Source organism: Nocardia sp. NPDC050378 (assembly GCF_040655675.1).
Lineage (GTDB): Bacteria > Actinomycetota > Actinomycetes > Mycobacteriales > Mycobacteriaceae > Nocardia > Nocardia coubleae.
On sequence record NZ_JBFAKI010000015.1, the window covers coordinates 15,578 to 28,770 of the forward strand.

The window sequence follows — 13,193 nt, forward strand, 5'->3', positions numbered from 1 at the left end:
CGGCACGCTCGTCGTCGCCATGGACGGCCCGTCCGGCACCGGCAAGTCCAGTGTGTCGCGCAAGCTGGCCACCCGTCTGAACGCCCGCTACCTCGACACCGGTGCCATGTACCGGGTGGCGACGCTGCGGGTGCTGCGTGCGGGCGTGGATCTCACCGATGCCGAGGCGATCGCGCAAGCCGTTGCGGCGCTTCCTCTTTCGATCGGCACCGATCCCAGTCACGAGGTCGTCGAACTCGACGGTGACGACGTGTCGGCCGAGATCCGCGGTGACGCGGTGACCAAGGCCGTGTCGGCGGTGTCGGCGGTGGCGCAGGTGCGCGAGCAGCTCGTCGCCCTGCAGCGTGAGATCGCCGCCGTGGCCGGCCGGATCGTGGTCGAGGGCCGCGATATCGGCACCGTCGTGCTCACCGACGCCGACGCCAAGATATACCTCACCGCCTCCGCGGAGGCGCGCGCCCAGCGGCGCAATGCCCAGAACATCCGCGAGGGACGCGGCGACGACTACCCGGCCGTGCTGGCCGACGTACAGCGCCGCGACACCCTCGATTCCACCCGCAAGGTCTCGCCGTTGCGCCCCGCCGCCGACGCGGTGCTCGTCGATACCAGCGATCTCACGATGGAACAGACCATCGACGAGCTGTATCGCGTGGTGGCCCAGCAGCTTTCGGCCACGACAGGAGGGTCGCGATGATCGAGGACGTACTCGAGGGCGACGGTATCTGGACCGATGAAACCGACTGGGAGATCGCCGATCTCGAAGGTGAGGGCGAGGGTGAGGAACACCTCGCCATGCCGACGGTCGCGGTGGTCGGCCGTCCGAATGTCGGCAAGTCGACCCTGGTGAACCGCATCCTCGGTAGGCGCGAAGCCGTTGTCGAGGACGTTCCGGGCGTTACCCGTGACCGGATCTCGTATGAGGCCAGCTGGGCCGGACGCCGCTTCCTCGTGCAGGACACCGGCGGCTGGGAGCCCGACGCCAAGGGCCTGCAGCAGCATGTGGCCCGGCAGGCCGAGGTCGCGATGGAGACCGCCGACGCGATTCTGCTCGTCGTCGACGCGACCGTCGGCGCGACCGCGACGGACGAGGCGGCGGTGCGCAAACTGCGCCGCTCCAAGATCCCGGTGATCCTGGTCGCCAACAAGGTCGACGATCAGAAAGTCGAGATCGAGGCCGCGACGCTGTGGTCGCTCGGCCTCGGCGAGCCGCGCATGGTCTCGGCCGCGCACGGTCGCGGTACCGGCGACCTGCTCGACGACGTGCTCGCCGCACTGCCCGAGACCCCGCGCGAGGGCACGGGTGTGGCCGGGCCGCGCCGGGTGGCGCTGGTCGGCAAGCCCAATGTCGGCAAGTCGAGCCTGCTGAACAAGCTGGCGGGCGACGAGCGTTCGGTGGTCCACGATGTCGCGGGCACCACCGTCGACCCGGTCGACTCCCTGGTGGAGCTCGGCGGCAAGGTGTGGAAGTTCGTCGACACCGCCGGTCTGCGCCGCAAGGTGTCCAATGCCACCGGCACCGAGTTCTACGCCTCGCTGCGGACCAAGTCGGCGCTCGAGGCGTCGGAGGTGGCGATCATGCTGATCGACGCCTCGGTGCCGATCACCGAACAGGACCTGCGGGTGATCAGCCTGGTCGCCGACTCCGGTCGCGCGCTGGTGCTGGCGTTCAACAAGTGGGACCTGGTCGACGAGGATCGCCGCTACATGCTCGAGCGCGAGATCGATCGTGATCTCGTGCGGGTGCCGTGGGCGCAGCGGGTGAATATCTCCGCGCACACCGGTCGCGCCGTGGCGAAGCTGGTGCCGCAGATGGAGACCGCGCTCGAGTCCTGGGACAAGCGCATCTCCACCGGACGGTTGAACACCTGGCTCAAGGAAGTCATCGCGGCCACCCCGCCGCCGATGCGCGGCGGCCGTCAGCCCCGCGTCATGTTCGCCACCCAGGCCAGCACTCGTCCGCCGACGTTCGTGCTGTTCACCACCGGCTTCCTCGAGGCGGGTTACCGCCGCTTCCTGGAGCGGCGCCTGCGCGAGGAATTCGGTTTCGACGGCTCGCCCGTGCGCATCTCGGTGCGCGTGCGCGAGAAGAAGGAACGCAGAAAGTAGTTCGACCCGACAAAGCCCCGGCGCATCCCGCCGGGGCTTCGTCATGCGTCGAAGAGACGATCGAGCAGGTGATCCACCAATTGTGTCGCGCGCGCGGCGTAGTCGTCGTTGGTGAGCATGCCCTGCGCGAGTCCGCCGAGTGCGAGCAGGATGACCTCGGCGTCGCTGCGGACCACCGACTCGTCCGCTTCCGGGCCGCGCGAGGCCCGCAGCTGGTCGGCGACCGCGTCGACGATGTAGTTCGGCGCCCCCACGGTGTCGGCGGATCCGATGTCCGGTCCCGTCAGCGCGGCCGCGTGGAAGATCCCGAGGATGACGGCGTTCTGCCTGCTCGGTTCATCGAGGGGGAGGAGTCCGAGCAGGATCGTCCGGACGATGTCGCGTGGTCGGGCGCCGGGTGCGAGGCCCGCCAGTCCCGCGCCCAGCCGAGCGCCGGAATCCGCCACCACCGCGCGATGCGTGGCGAGCAGGAACTCCTGCTTCGTGCCGAAGTAGTACTGCACCGACCGCACCGACACCCCGGCCTCGGCGGCGACGGACTGGAACGTGGCCGCGTCGAGCCCACCCCGCGCGATCACCCGCCGCGCGGCATCGGTGATAGCCCTGCGGCGCTCGTCATGGTCGGCCAAGCGTGGCACCCTGCCTCCTTCGTCTGTACCGGCGAATCTTTATGGTACGCCCATATCATCTATGTGGTACGGTGATATCATCAACGAGGAACAGGGGTGGTCATGGCCAAGATCGGGCGATTCAAGAACGACGCCGCGCGCGAGGAGTATCTGCGGACCTATCGGGAGCTGGAGAAGCAGTGGCCTGTTCCGTCGGAAATGCTCGACATCTCCACCTCCTTCGGTATGACCAAGGTCCGCAAATCAGGTGTGGGGCAGGGCATTCCGTTCGTGCTGATGCACTCGCTCGGCGGGAACAGCCTGATGTGGAGCCACGTGGTCGAGGACTTCGCCCGCGATCACGTGGTGTACGCGCCGGAGATGATCGGGACGCCGGGGCTCAGCGTGCAGACCGCGCCGATCGACGAGACGAAGTTCGGTGCGTGGCTGGGCGAGGTGCTCGACGGACTCGGCGTCGACCGGGTGCATCTGGTCGGCTACTCGCAGGGTGCATGGCAGGCGATGGCTGTCGCGACCACTCAGCAGGCACGACTGGCGAGCCTGAGTGTGGTGGAGCCGAGCGGCACCTTGACGAAGATCAAATGGAGCCTGTTGTGGATGATGCTCCGCGTCGGTGCCCGGCCGACGGACAAGAATCTGCGCGCGATGAACGCACGGCTCAACCCGGGCGTCACCCTGACCGACGCCGAATTCGCCGGTGTGAAGGCGGCTCTCGGGTATATCCCGACGATCGGCTATCCGAAGATATTCACCGACGAGCGGCTCGCGACGATCACGACACCGACCCTGATGCTGCTCGGGTCCGAGTCGTTGGTGGTCGATCCGCAACTGGCCGAGCGACGCGTGCGCGACAACCTGCCCACCTGCGAGGTCGAGATCTTCCCCGGTGTGGGGCACGGGCTCTTCTACCAGATTTCCCGTCAGGTGACCGCGCGCATCCTGGACTTCGCCCGCCGCTACGAACACACCGACGCGCGCCACGCCGAGTAACTGGCCTGTGCGGACTGATAATCCGCTGAGAACGGTGCATAGTGGACACCTTGGGGGCGGGTAAGGCGTTGTTTCGGTAAGAGGTCGACGGTGACCTCCGGAAGGAGTGCGTCAATGAGTCTCATCGGAACCCTGCTCGGGTGGGTACTGACAGTGTTCTTGGTGCTGTTGATCGCGCGGATGGTGGTCGACTGGCTCGAAACGCTGGGGAATCGGTCGCCGTGGGTGGGGAAGGTCCGGTCGGTGACCCATGCGGCGACAGAACCGGTGATCGCGCCGGTGCGCAAGGTGCTCAAGCCGGTCCGGCTGGGCGAGGTCGCCATCGACCTCGCCTTCACCGTGGTGTTCATCGCCGTGCTGATCCTGCGGGCGGTGGCGTTCAGCCTGTGACCGGCGCACCTTCTACCCGCCACCTGGTGAGCACCGCGCTCACACAGGTGGCGTCGGTGAGGGCGTCGACCGTGTCGGCCAGCGCCGATTCGCGGGCGCGGTGGGTGAGGACGATGAGGTGGGCGTCCTCGCCGTGGTGTTCCTGACGCACACGTTCGATGCTCACCCCGTGGTCGGCGAAGATCGAGGCCACCTGCGCGAGCGCGCCCGCGTGATCGGTGACCCGCAGGTTCAGGTAGTAGCGGGTGGGGATGTCGCCGAACGGCGCGACCGGTAGCTCGGCGTAATACGAGGCGCGTGGCGCCCGGCCACCGTTGACGCGGTTGCGCGCCGCGCTCACCAGATCACCGAGCAGTGCCGAGGCGGTGGCCCTCGTCGCGTCACGACCGGAGAACATCAGTCGCCCGGCACCTTCGGCGTCCACCGTCACCGCGCTGAACGGCGCCTCCACCTGGGCCAGCGGGTGTGCGGCAGGCAACAGTGCGGGATGCACCCGTACCGAAATCCATTCCTTGCCACCGTCTTCGGGCTCACTGATGCGAGTGCACACGGTCAGCTGACGCAACCGCAACGACAACGCGTCGGCAGCCGCCAGGTCGTGTGCCGGCGCCACCCCGAACTCCTCGAAATGCACGTCGGTGACTTCCACCCGGGTATGGAAGGCCAACGTGGCGAGGATCGCCGCCGCGTGCGCGTCGGCCGCGGCGAAGACGCCGAGCACCTCGCGCACGCGATCGCCCGACAGTGACTGTGTGAGCGGCCGGACCACCGGCACCCCGCCCGCCACGGCGCCCTCGAAACACAGATCCGCCCCGAATTCCTCGGCAGCCGACATCAATTCGGCCCCGTGCGAGGCGATGAGCGCGGTATTCGCGGTGACCACCGATCGGCCCGCCCGCAACGCCTCGAGAACGGTGCCCAGGCTCTCGGCGGTCGCGGTGGTGTCGACGACGAGGTCGGCCGCGTCGGTGTCGAGCGTCAATCGCGCCCCGGCTCGTGCGCTCAGCTCGTCACCGGATTCGGTGATGATCCGCACCACCTCCCGGGCCTGCGCCCCGGTGCCGAGCACCGCGACACGCAACGAACGGGAACGAAAGTGCCGAGTAGTCATCCGAATTCGCCTAACGCCGAGAACCGCCGAACATCGGAGCCGACGCACGCGCGCCACCCCCATGTGGCCAGTATCGCGCCAGAAACGGCACGGCGGCACCACTTTTCGCGTCACAAACCACCCAGCCGCGCCCGGATTGCCGGGATACTCGACGAGAGTTACCCGCGAGTACTTCGCGGGCGAGCAGGGAGAGGACAGCGGGATGGCCCTGGTTGTACAGAAATTCGGTGGCTCGTCGGTCGCGACCGCGGAGCGCATCCGCCGGGTCGCCGAGCGGATCGTGGAGACCAAGAAGCAGGGCAACGACGTGGTTGTCGTGTGCTCGGCGATGGGCGACACCACCGACGAATTGCTGGACCTGGCGGGTCAGGTGGCACCGGCGCCGCCGCCGAGGGAGATGGACATGCTGCTCACCTCGGGTGAGCGGATCTCGAACGCGTTGGTGGCCATGGCCATTCATTCCCTCGGCGCGGAGGCGCGTTCGCTGACCGGTTCACAGGCCGGGGTGATCACCACGGGCGCGCACGGCAACGCCAAGATCATCGAGGTCGATCCCGGCCGGGTGCGGCGCGCCCTCGACGACGGCGAGATCGTGCTGGTCGCCGGTTTCCAGGGCGTGAGCCAGGACAGCCGTGACGTCACCACACTGGGTCGAGGCGGTTCCGACACCACCGCCGTCGCCTTGGCCGCCGCGCTGCACGCCGACGTGTGCGAGATCTACACCGATGTCGACGGCGTGTTCACCGCCGACCCGCGCATCGTCGGCGACGCCCAGAAACTCGACCAGGTCTCCTACGAGGAGATGCTCGAGATGGCGGCGTGCGGCTCCAAGGTGCTCATGCTGCGGTGCGTCGAGTACGCCCGCCGCTATCAGGTCCCGGTGCACGTGCGCTCGTCCTACACCGACACCGTCGGTACCACCGTGTTCGGTTCGATGGCCGACATCCCCGCCGACCAGGCCGTGCTCACCGGCGTCGCGCACGACCGCAACGAGGCCAAGGTGACCGTGGTCGGCGTGCCCGACGAGCCCGGCTACGCCGCGCAGGTGTTCCGTGCCGTGGCCGACGCCGAGGTGGGCATCGACATGGTCGTGCAGAACACCGGAACCGGCCGCACCGACATCACCTTCACACTGCCCGCCGCCGACGGCGACCGCGCGGTCGCGCTGTTGCGCTCGCGTCGCGCCGAGATCGGCTTCGCCGATGTGCGCTACGACGACCGCGTCGGCAAGGTGTCGCTCATCGGTGCGGGCATGCGCGACAACCCCGGTGTCACCGCGACCTTCTGCGAGGCACTGGCGGCGGCGGGCATCAATCTCGACCTCATCGCCACCTCCGAGATCCGCATCTCCGTACTGGTCCGCGACACCGAGCTCGACGAGGCGGTGCGCATCCTGCACCGCGCCTTCGACCTGGGCGGGGCCGAGGTGGCCGTGGTGCACGGCGGCACAGGGCGCTGACCAGGCTCAGCCGATCGAGGCGGTGAGGGCGCGCAATGCCTCGGCGGTGGCCGGGATGAGCGGCGCCCGCCGTTGCGCGGCGCGGGCGGCCAGTTGTTCGATGATCCGCTCGCGCACCCCCGGCCATTCGTCGCGCAGGATCGAATAGAACGCGGTGTCGCGCACCTCGCCGTCGAGGCCACGTGAATGCGCCCGGCGAACACCGTCGCTGACCGCGCCGAGCCGTTCGATGGCCGCCCGGGAGCGCAGGTTGCGGGCATCGGCGCGCAGGGTCACCCGGCGCACCCGCCACGTGTCGAAGGCGTGGGTGAGCAACAGCAGCTTGGAGTCGAGATTCACCTGGCCCCCGCGCACGGCGGGGGTGAGCCAGGTGTTGCCGATCTCCACGGCGTCGGGAATCGCGCCGCCGGGGGAGGCGGTGACCGGTTCGGCCGACAGCGGCCAGGTGAGCGGACCCTGCCAGTAGTCGAGGCGGGTGAAACGGGTGGCGCCGACCACGCATTCGTCACCGATCATGACGATGGCGAAGGCCAGCGCCGAACCCGCCAGCTGGGCGGCCTCGGCCTGGAAGACGTACGTGCGCGCTTCTTGTTCACCGTGCGGGACAACGGTGAACCCCGGTTGGCCGCGCAGCGCCTGCGCGGCCGCTGCCAGACCGGGAACATGGTGGGTTGCAAGGGGTTCCAGCCGTACGATGCGGCCGTCGAGGATAACGGGTGCGGGCATGGTGACCGGCGTCCTTCGTTTGAGAGGGTCACCGAATCACGAGGCGTGGATCCTCACGCGGCACATGATTCGGCGAAGCGACACGAACGATCCAGCAGCATCGAAAAGAAACTGGATGGACGATAGCCGAACGTGCGCCCTTCAAACACCGAACGCACCCGTATGTCGCGCGTGTGTGCACGACACGAAAAGGGCGCCGATCCGGGTGTCGCCGACTCGGTCCGGTCACAAACCGCTGCGATGTCTGTCTCGAGGCTCGTTTACGCACCTCAGAGGCTATAACGGTTCTATAAATCACATCATTGTCGGCTTGCTGGGCAAATGTCCAGAATTGTTGGACTATTCCAGTTCGAGTGCCTATTCCTGGGAGATATAACAACCGTTATCGGTTCGTGTCGAACGCGCATTCGATGTGACCCAGATCACACGGTCTGTTATCCTCCGGTAAGACCTGGCACGCTCGATATTGCTGAACGTTAACCGTTTGTGATCACTGCGCGTGCCACCTGCGTGGTTTGACCTACCGGCTGTGTCGGGACGGCCGTCCGGAAGGGAGCTCGTGACTATGAGCAGCACCTACTTCGAATCGAACAGCAATCTGTCAGTTACCAGGCGTGACCGCCGCGTCACCGACGACTCCATCGCCCCGCTGGCGATTCCGAGCCTCGTGCTCGGCATGTTCCTGCTCGGCCTCGGTGTGATCGCGCTACTTCGCCTCGGCGACTGGTTCGCCGACTATGGGCCCGAACTGGTCATTTCCGCCTATGCCCTCTATATGGCGGCGTCCGGTTGGCTGGTGGTCTGGAGTGCGGCGACCGTCCGGTCGCAGCGCGGTCACGGACCGGCCGGGTCGTCCTGATCGTCTTGGCCCGCCGCCGCGAGTGCCTCCGACAGTTCCCGGCGCAGACGCTGCGCCGTCGCCTCGTCGCCCGCGTCGGCGGCCGTGGTGATGTCCTGGCGTAGCTGGGCGATGGTGTCCTGCGAAACCATGAGAATCCTCCTTCAGATGTATGCCGACGACGTGGCGGGCGCCAGGTCGTAGACGGCGTATTCGGTGCCGATCACCGGCTGGGCGACATTGCGCACCCGGATTCCGCCCGGGGTGGTGCCGCGTTCGGTGCCCGCGTGGGCGTGACCGTGGACCGCCAGGTCGGCGCCGCACGCATCGATCGCCTCCCCGAGCAGGTAGGAGCCGAGAAACGGGTAGATCTCCGGCGGCTCACCGTGCAAGGTGTCCGACACGGGCGAGTAGTGGGTGAGCGCAATGGTCACGTCGGTGTCGAGCCGGCTCAGCGCCGTGTGGAGCTGGTCCGCGAGCTCCACGGTGTGGGTCGCGAACTCGCGCATCTGCGGTTCGCCGAACGCGCTCGCGCACTTGCCGGCGAACCCGCCGCCGAAACCCTTGGTTCCCGCGATGCCGAGCGTGCGTTCACCGATGGTGAGCACCGTCGAGTTGCCCTCGAGCACAGTGATGCCGTGCGCGGCCAGCAGCGCGCTCATCTCCTGCTCGCGGTCGCTGTGATAGTCGTGATTGCCGAGCACCGCCACGACCGGGACGTCGAGATCGCCGAACTCGCTCGCCACCACCTCGGCCTCTTCGATGGTGCCCAGGCGGGTGAGGTCACCGGCGAGCAGCAATACATCCGCGTGCTCGCGGAGCCGTTCGAACACCGGCCTGCATCGACCACGCGAATCCACGCCGAGATGCACATCGCCTACCGCCGCTACTCGCATCCCGCTCACCTCAACACTTCCGGTTCGGCCGGTTCGGCGGGTCTGCGCACCCGCACGTCGTTGTGAACCCGCAGGTCACCGATCCGCTCGTGCAGCACGGCCTCCAGTGCCTGCCTGCTCTGTTCGTCGGCGACCTCGCCGGTGAGTACGACGACATCGGAGCGCAGCGTCACGTGCACACTCATCGTCGCGGTCCGTGGGTCCTCGGCGAAGGCGCGGCGCAGGTTGGCGACCACGTACTGCGGTGGTTCGGCGGCAGGCACGGGTGGCACGTGGTGGACGCCGAGGTCGTCGAGCAGGCCGAGAAATGCCCGCGCGTACGGCGATTCGGCCGTGTCGCGATGTACTCGGGCCCAGTCGATCTGCTCGCGCAGGGCGCGGGCGACCTCGAGCAGGCGGGTGAAATCGAGACGGTGCGCGTCGAGCACCATGAGTTTGTCGACCAGTACGTCGGTGGCGGGTAGCACCGGTGCGGTCGCGGGGCCGACCGACATCGACTCGGCACGGTCGAGCAGCTCGTCGTCGACGGTGCGATGGTTCGTGCGGAAGATCAGGTCGACGAGGATCTCGCCGTCATAGGCTTTGGTCAGCCAGTTCTCCGGTGGATCGACGGGCCGTAAGCCCTTGGCCGCCAACGCGTCCCGTGCGGCATAGGCGTCCTCGGCGCGGAGGAAGATGTCCACATCGTGATCGCTGGCCGGACCGCCGTGCGCGTACACCGCGCAGCCACCGGCCACCGCGAAGCGGATGCCGTTGTCGTGCAGGGTGTTGACCACTCGGGTCAGCGTCTGCAGCAGGTCCGATATCTCGGCGGTCATCAGGCCACCACCTTTCGCCGGGGACACCCGGGCCCGGCATCGTGCCAGGCCCGGGGTCGGTAGCAGAGTCAGCGGCCGCCGTGGCTGTGCTGACCGCCCTCGCGCTTGGCCTCGGTGGGCTGCGCCTGGGCGCCCTTACGGCCTGCCTCGCGGGGGTCGGCGGAATTGCGATCGCCGAAGCTGCCGCTGCTGGCGTGGCCGCCACGGGCCGCCTGCTCCTGGGTGTCGTTTCGGTTGCCGAACTGTCCAGGGTTGTTCGGGTCAGGCATGGATGCCCTCCTCGTATCGTCTGGTCTTTCTGGCATGCGGCCGTTGTTCTCGACCACACCGTCGCACTACCCGGCCGCGCGCCGCTCAATCACGGGTACGCCGTCGGGGCGGGATTCGGGCGGTGCGCGCCGGGTATGCGCTCGAGGAGGGCGTCGGCCCGGGCGACGAGGAGCGGTGATGGACGGCGATGACACCGACTGGAATCGACGGGTGCGTGGCGAGAACACCATTCAGCGTCTCGACCGCAATTGGGCCTCCTTGCTGCAGGAACTGCGGGTGCTGCAGACCGGTGTGCAGGTGCTCACCGGTATCTTGCTGACCTTGCCGTTCCAGTCCCATTTCGACGCCCTCAGCACGGAATTGCGGGTGGTGTACCTCGTCGTCGTCACCGCGTCGATCGCCGCGACCGCCCTGCTGGTCGCCCCGGTGGCGCTGCATCGGCTGCTGTTCCGCAGGCACCGGCTCGATACCCTGGTCACCGGCGCGCACCGGCTCGCGCTGGGCGGGATCGCCCTGCTCGGGGTAGCACTCACCGGCATCGCGGTGCTGATCTTCGATGTGGTGGCCGGGACGGTGGCGGGCATCATCGCCGGGGTGGTGGCCTCGATCACGTTCCTCGTGCTGTGGGTGATCCAGCCGCTCGTCTACCGGAAGGGGCCGGAGACGGACTGAACTATTCGCTGCTCTCGCGGTCTTCCAGTCCCACGGCGTCGGTCAGTTCCTCGCGTTCCCTGGCCAGGGCCGGATACTCGTCGCTCAGCTCACCCATCAGCGCGGCGAGCCCCGCGGCGAGCGCGTTGAGCTTGTGCTGGGCGGCGTCGTCGTTGCGAGCCTGAGTGTTCTGCAGCAGCGCTACGAGCAGGAAGGTGACGATGGTGGTGGCCGTGTTGATCACCAGCTGCCAGGTGTCGATGCTGGGGAACAGGAACACCGAGGGCGCCCAGATCAGGACCAGCGCGAGGCAGGCGGCGAAGAACCACGCCTTGGACGCGAAATTGCTTGCCGCCGTGGCGAAACGGTCGAAGAAGGTTTTGTGGTCGGAGATGTCCGACGGCATCGTCGCATTGTTCGACCTGCTTGCGGACATGTCGACCACCCACCTTCACCGGTTCGGGCAACGAGCTCTGTGATCGGCGAATATCCGTTTCGCAGGATTTCAACCAAAGGTCGGTTCAGTTCGACCGCACCGGGTAAACGCCCGCTGTCCACCGATCCGAAAGAGGTGAAGCATGGCCGTCTGTGAGACGTGTGGCAACGACTACGCGCGGGCGTTCACCGTGAGCCGCGACGGGCAGAGCTGGACATTCGACAGCATCGAATGCGCGGCATCGAAGCTGGCCCCCGACTGCGCGCACTGCGGGTGCCGGGTTCTCGGCCACGGGGTCGAGGCCGGACAGACCGTCTTCTGCTGCGCCAACTGTGCCCGCCGCGCCGGGCACGACGCCCTCGTCGACAGTGTGTAGGAGGAGCCGTGCACGACGACATGATCTGGGTGCAACTCACCGTGCCCGCCGGAGTGGACGACGTTTTCGCGGTGCTCGCCGACGGGTGGTCGTATTCGGGCTGGGTGGTGGGCGCCTCGCACATCCGCCGCGTAGACAAGGGCTGGCCCGCGGTCGGCACCCGCATCCATCACAGCGTGGGGCCGTGGCCCCTCGTCATCGAGGACACCACCGAGGTGCGGGCCTCGGACGCACCGCACACCCTGGAACTCGACGCGCGGTTGTGGCCGATGGGCGCGGCCGTCATCCGCTTCGAGTTGCGCGAGGTCGCCCCGGCCACCACCGAGGTACGGATGGGGGAACTGGCCGTGCGCGGGCCGGGCAAGCTCGTCCCACGCGCCGCGCAGGAGTTGCTGCTGACCCCACGCAACCGCGAAACCCTCGACCGGCTGGCGGACCTGGCTGTCGGCAGGAGCCGCACCGCGGCCGGAGGCTGACCGTCAGGGCTCCAGGTCGGTGAGCGCCTTGCCGCTCGGGATATCGAGCGGCACCGAGACCTGGTCGTGGGCGATCAACCAGCGGCCACCGACCTTGCGCAGGCACAGCGTTGCGCGCACCCACATACCGTCGGTGACAGTGCCGTCGCGCAGTGTGCCGCGCAGCCTGCCGAAACCGTGCCCGTACGCCACCTCGTTGCCGGTCGTGAAGGTCAGGTCGCGGAACTCGTAGCTCAGAGTGTCGAACACCTGGAACACTCGCGCCCAGTTTTCCAGCTTCGCAGCCCTGCCCCGGTGTTGCAGGGGCGGCTCGATATCGAACGAGACAGCTTCGTCGGTGTAGAGCGCGCCGAGGCCGTCGAGGTCCTTGTTGCGCAGGCACTCGACCAGCCGGTCGATCTGTGCGCGGATCTCGGCGGTTTCGTCGGCAGGCCGCCGCAGCCGCGCCAGGGCTGTGGTCCACGCGAGGAGCTGATCGAGCGTCTTGCGCAACGCGAGGTCGTGGTGCTCGCGGGCGACGAAGGTCGTGCCGTTCTCGAAATCGGTGAGCACGCCGATCGAGACCGAATGGCCGATGTCGGCCATCCCCAGCGTCCCGCACACGGTTCGTAACTGGACCACGGAGCGGGCGCCGCCGTTGACGCCGTACCCGACGAAGGCGACGCTCTTGTCGGTCCATTCCGCGAAGGCATGGTCGAGGGCGTTCTTCAGGACGCCGGGGACGCCGCCGTTGTACTCGGGGGTGACGATGACGAACCCGTCGAACGGCGCGATTCGGACAGCCCAGGCGCGGGTGTGTTCGTTCTCCGACGGGCCGAACATCGGGGGCGATGTCTCGTCGAAGTGCGGGAGCGGGTGGTCGCGCAAGTCGACGAGCTCGTATTCGGCGTCGCCGCGTCGCGACGCCGAATCCAGCACCCACCGGGCGACCTGGACTCCGTTGCGGTTGGATCGGGTGCTGCCGAGAATGATGCCGATTCTGATCATGACCTTCCGACGACGCGGACGCCGGAAATGTCAG

Annotated in this window: 18 protein-coding genes; 9 read left to right on the forward strand and 9 right to left on the reverse strand. The window is 67.8% G+C overall.

What is annotated here, in order from left to right:
* The first annotated feature begins 19 nt into the window (after nucleotides 1–19).
* Complete coding sequence (cmk, locus tag AB0I35_RS25570; protein ID WP_067494413.1) at nucleotides 20–694, forward strand: (d)CMP kinase; 675 nt, start codon at nucleotides 20–22, stop codon at nucleotides 692–694.
* Nucleotides 691–2,106: a ribosome biogenesis GTPase Der gene (gene der, locus AB0I35_RS25575; RefSeq protein ID WP_067639847.1), complete on the forward strand. Its 1,416-nt coding sequence runs from the start codon at nucleotides 691–693 to the stop codon at nucleotides 2,104–2,106. Before cmk ends, der begins: the two co-directional genes overlap by 4 nt.
* A gap of 41 nt (nucleotides 2,107–2,147) precedes the next feature.
* On the opposite strand, the gene AB0I35_RS25580 is transcribed toward der, so the two are convergent.
* On the reverse strand, nucleotides 2,148–2,744 hold the full coding sequence (locus tag AB0I35_RS25580; RefSeq protein WP_357398837.1) for a TetR/AcrR family transcriptional regulator: 597 nt from the start codon (nucleotides 2,742–2,744) through the stop codon (nucleotides 2,148–2,150).
* A 93-nt stretch (nucleotides 2,745–2,837) separates the two neighbouring features.
* On the opposite strand from AB0I35_RS25580, the gene AB0I35_RS25585 reads away from it, so the two are divergent.
* Both AB0I35_RS25585 and AB0I35_RS25590 read left to right on the forward strand, forming a co-directional pair.
* Nucleotides 2,838–3,725, forward strand: a complete 888-nt coding sequence (locus AB0I35_RS25585; protein WP_357398839.1) for an alpha/beta hydrolase — start codon at nucleotides 2,838–2,840, stop codon at nucleotides 3,723–3,725.
* A gap of 114 nt (nucleotides 3,726–3,839) precedes the next feature.
* On the forward strand, nucleotides 3,840–4,115 hold the full coding sequence (locus AB0I35_RS25590) for a YggT family protein (protein WP_357398840.1): 276 nt from the start codon (nucleotides 3,840–3,842) through the stop codon (nucleotides 4,113–4,115).
* Here AB0I35_RS25590 and AB0I35_RS25595 read toward each other — a convergent pair.
* Nucleotides 4,105–5,226 (reverse strand): ACT domain-containing protein, encoded by a 1,122-nt coding sequence (locus AB0I35_RS25595; RefSeq protein WP_357398842.1) that lies wholly within the window; start codon nucleotides 5,224–5,226, stop codon nucleotides 4,105–4,107. The genes AB0I35_RS25590 and AB0I35_RS25595 overlap by 11 nt on opposite strands.
* A gap of 202 nt (nucleotides 5,227–5,428) precedes the next feature.
* Here AB0I35_RS25595 and AB0I35_RS25600 point away from each other — a divergent pair, with 202 nt between their 5' ends.
* The gene (locus tag AB0I35_RS25600) at nucleotides 5,429–6,685 is read left to right on the forward strand and encodes an aspartate kinase (RefSeq protein ID WP_357398844.1); all 1,257 of its coding nucleotides are present in this window, start codon (nucleotides 5,429–5,431) and stop codon (nucleotides 6,683–6,685) included.
* Between the two features lie 6 nt (nucleotides 6,686–6,691).
* Here AB0I35_RS25600 and AB0I35_RS25605 read toward each other — a convergent pair whose 3' ends face one another.
* Nucleotides 6,692–7,411 (reverse strand): GNAT family protein, encoded by a 720-nt coding sequence (locus tag AB0I35_RS25605; protein WP_357398846.1) that lies wholly within the window; start codon nucleotides 7,409–7,411, stop codon nucleotides 6,692–6,694.
* A 565-nt stretch (nucleotides 7,412–7,976) separates the two neighbouring features.
* Here AB0I35_RS25605 and AB0I35_RS25610 point away from each other — a divergent pair.
* Complete coding sequence (locus AB0I35_RS25610) at nucleotides 7,977–8,270, forward strand: hypothetical protein (protein WP_357398847.1); 294 nt, start codon at nucleotides 7,977–7,979, stop codon at nucleotides 8,268–8,270.
* Here AB0I35_RS25610 and AB0I35_RS25615 read toward each other — a convergent pair.
* The 4 genes from AB0I35_RS25615 to AB0I35_RS25630 form a co-directional block, all read right to left on the reverse strand.
* Nucleotides 8,246–8,401 carry a hypothetical protein gene (locus AB0I35_RS25615; RefSeq protein ID WP_357398848.1) on the reverse strand — a complete coding sequence of 52 codons (156 nt, stop codon included), beginning with the start codon at nucleotides 8,399–8,401 and terminating at the stop codon, nucleotides 8,246–8,248. The two genes, AB0I35_RS25610 and AB0I35_RS25615, sit on opposite strands and share 25 nt — an antisense overlap.
* A gap of 12 nt (nucleotides 8,402–8,413) precedes the next feature.
* Nucleotides 8,414–9,145: a metallophosphoesterase gene (locus AB0I35_RS25620; protein WP_357398849.1), complete on the reverse strand. Its 732-nt coding sequence runs from the start codon at nucleotides 9,143–9,145 to the stop codon at nucleotides 8,414–8,416.
* Nucleotides 9,146–9,150: 5 nt separating this feature from the next.
* Complete coding sequence (locus AB0I35_RS25625; protein ID WP_357398850.1) at nucleotides 9,151–9,963, reverse strand: nucleotidyltransferase; 813 nt, start codon at nucleotides 9,961–9,963, stop codon at nucleotides 9,151–9,153.
* A 68-nt stretch (nucleotides 9,964–10,031) separates the two neighbouring features.
* Nucleotides 10,032–10,232: a hypothetical protein gene (locus tag AB0I35_RS25630; protein WP_067493983.1), complete on the reverse strand. Its 201-nt coding sequence runs from the start codon at nucleotides 10,230–10,232 to the stop codon at nucleotides 10,032–10,034.
* A gap of 178 nt (nucleotides 10,233–10,410) precedes the next feature.
* Here AB0I35_RS25630 and AB0I35_RS25635 point away from each other — a divergent pair, with 178 nt between their 5' ends.
* Nucleotides 10,411–10,905 (forward strand): DUF6328 family protein, encoded by a 495-nt coding sequence (locus AB0I35_RS25635; protein ID WP_357398851.1) that lies wholly within the window; start codon nucleotides 10,411–10,413, stop codon nucleotides 10,903–10,905.
* 1 nt (nucleotide 10,906) lies between these two features.
* Here AB0I35_RS25635 and AB0I35_RS25640 read toward each other — a convergent pair whose 3' ends face one another.
* A complete protein-coding gene (locus AB0I35_RS25640) occupies nucleotides 10,907–11,320 on the reverse strand; it encodes a low affinity iron permease family protein (protein WP_357398853.1) in 414 nt (137 codons plus the stop codon).
* Nucleotides 11,321–11,462: 142 nt separating this feature from the next.
* Here AB0I35_RS25640 and AB0I35_RS25645 point away from each other — a divergent pair, with 142 nt between their 5' ends.
* Both AB0I35_RS25645 and AB0I35_RS25650 read left to right on the forward strand, forming a co-directional pair.
* A complete protein-coding gene (locus AB0I35_RS25645; RefSeq protein WP_067493989.1) occupies nucleotides 11,463–11,696 on the forward strand; it encodes a hypothetical protein in 234 nt (77 codons plus the stop codon).
* A 20-nt stretch (nucleotides 11,697–11,716) separates the two neighbouring features.
* The gene (locus AB0I35_RS25650; RefSeq protein ID WP_357398963.1) at nucleotides 11,717–12,172 is read left to right on the forward strand and encodes an SRPBCC family protein; all 456 of its coding nucleotides are present in this window, start codon (nucleotides 11,717–11,719) and stop codon (nucleotides 12,170–12,172) included.
* Between the two features lie 3 nt (nucleotides 12,173–12,175).
* Here AB0I35_RS25650 and AB0I35_RS25655 read toward each other — a convergent pair whose 3' ends face one another.
* Nucleotides 12,176–13,159: an NAD(P)H-dependent oxidoreductase gene (locus AB0I35_RS25655; protein ID WP_357398855.1), complete on the reverse strand. Its 984-nt coding sequence runs from the start codon at nucleotides 13,157–13,159 to the stop codon at nucleotides 12,176–12,178.
* Nucleotides 13,160–13,193: the final 34 nt, after the last annotated feature.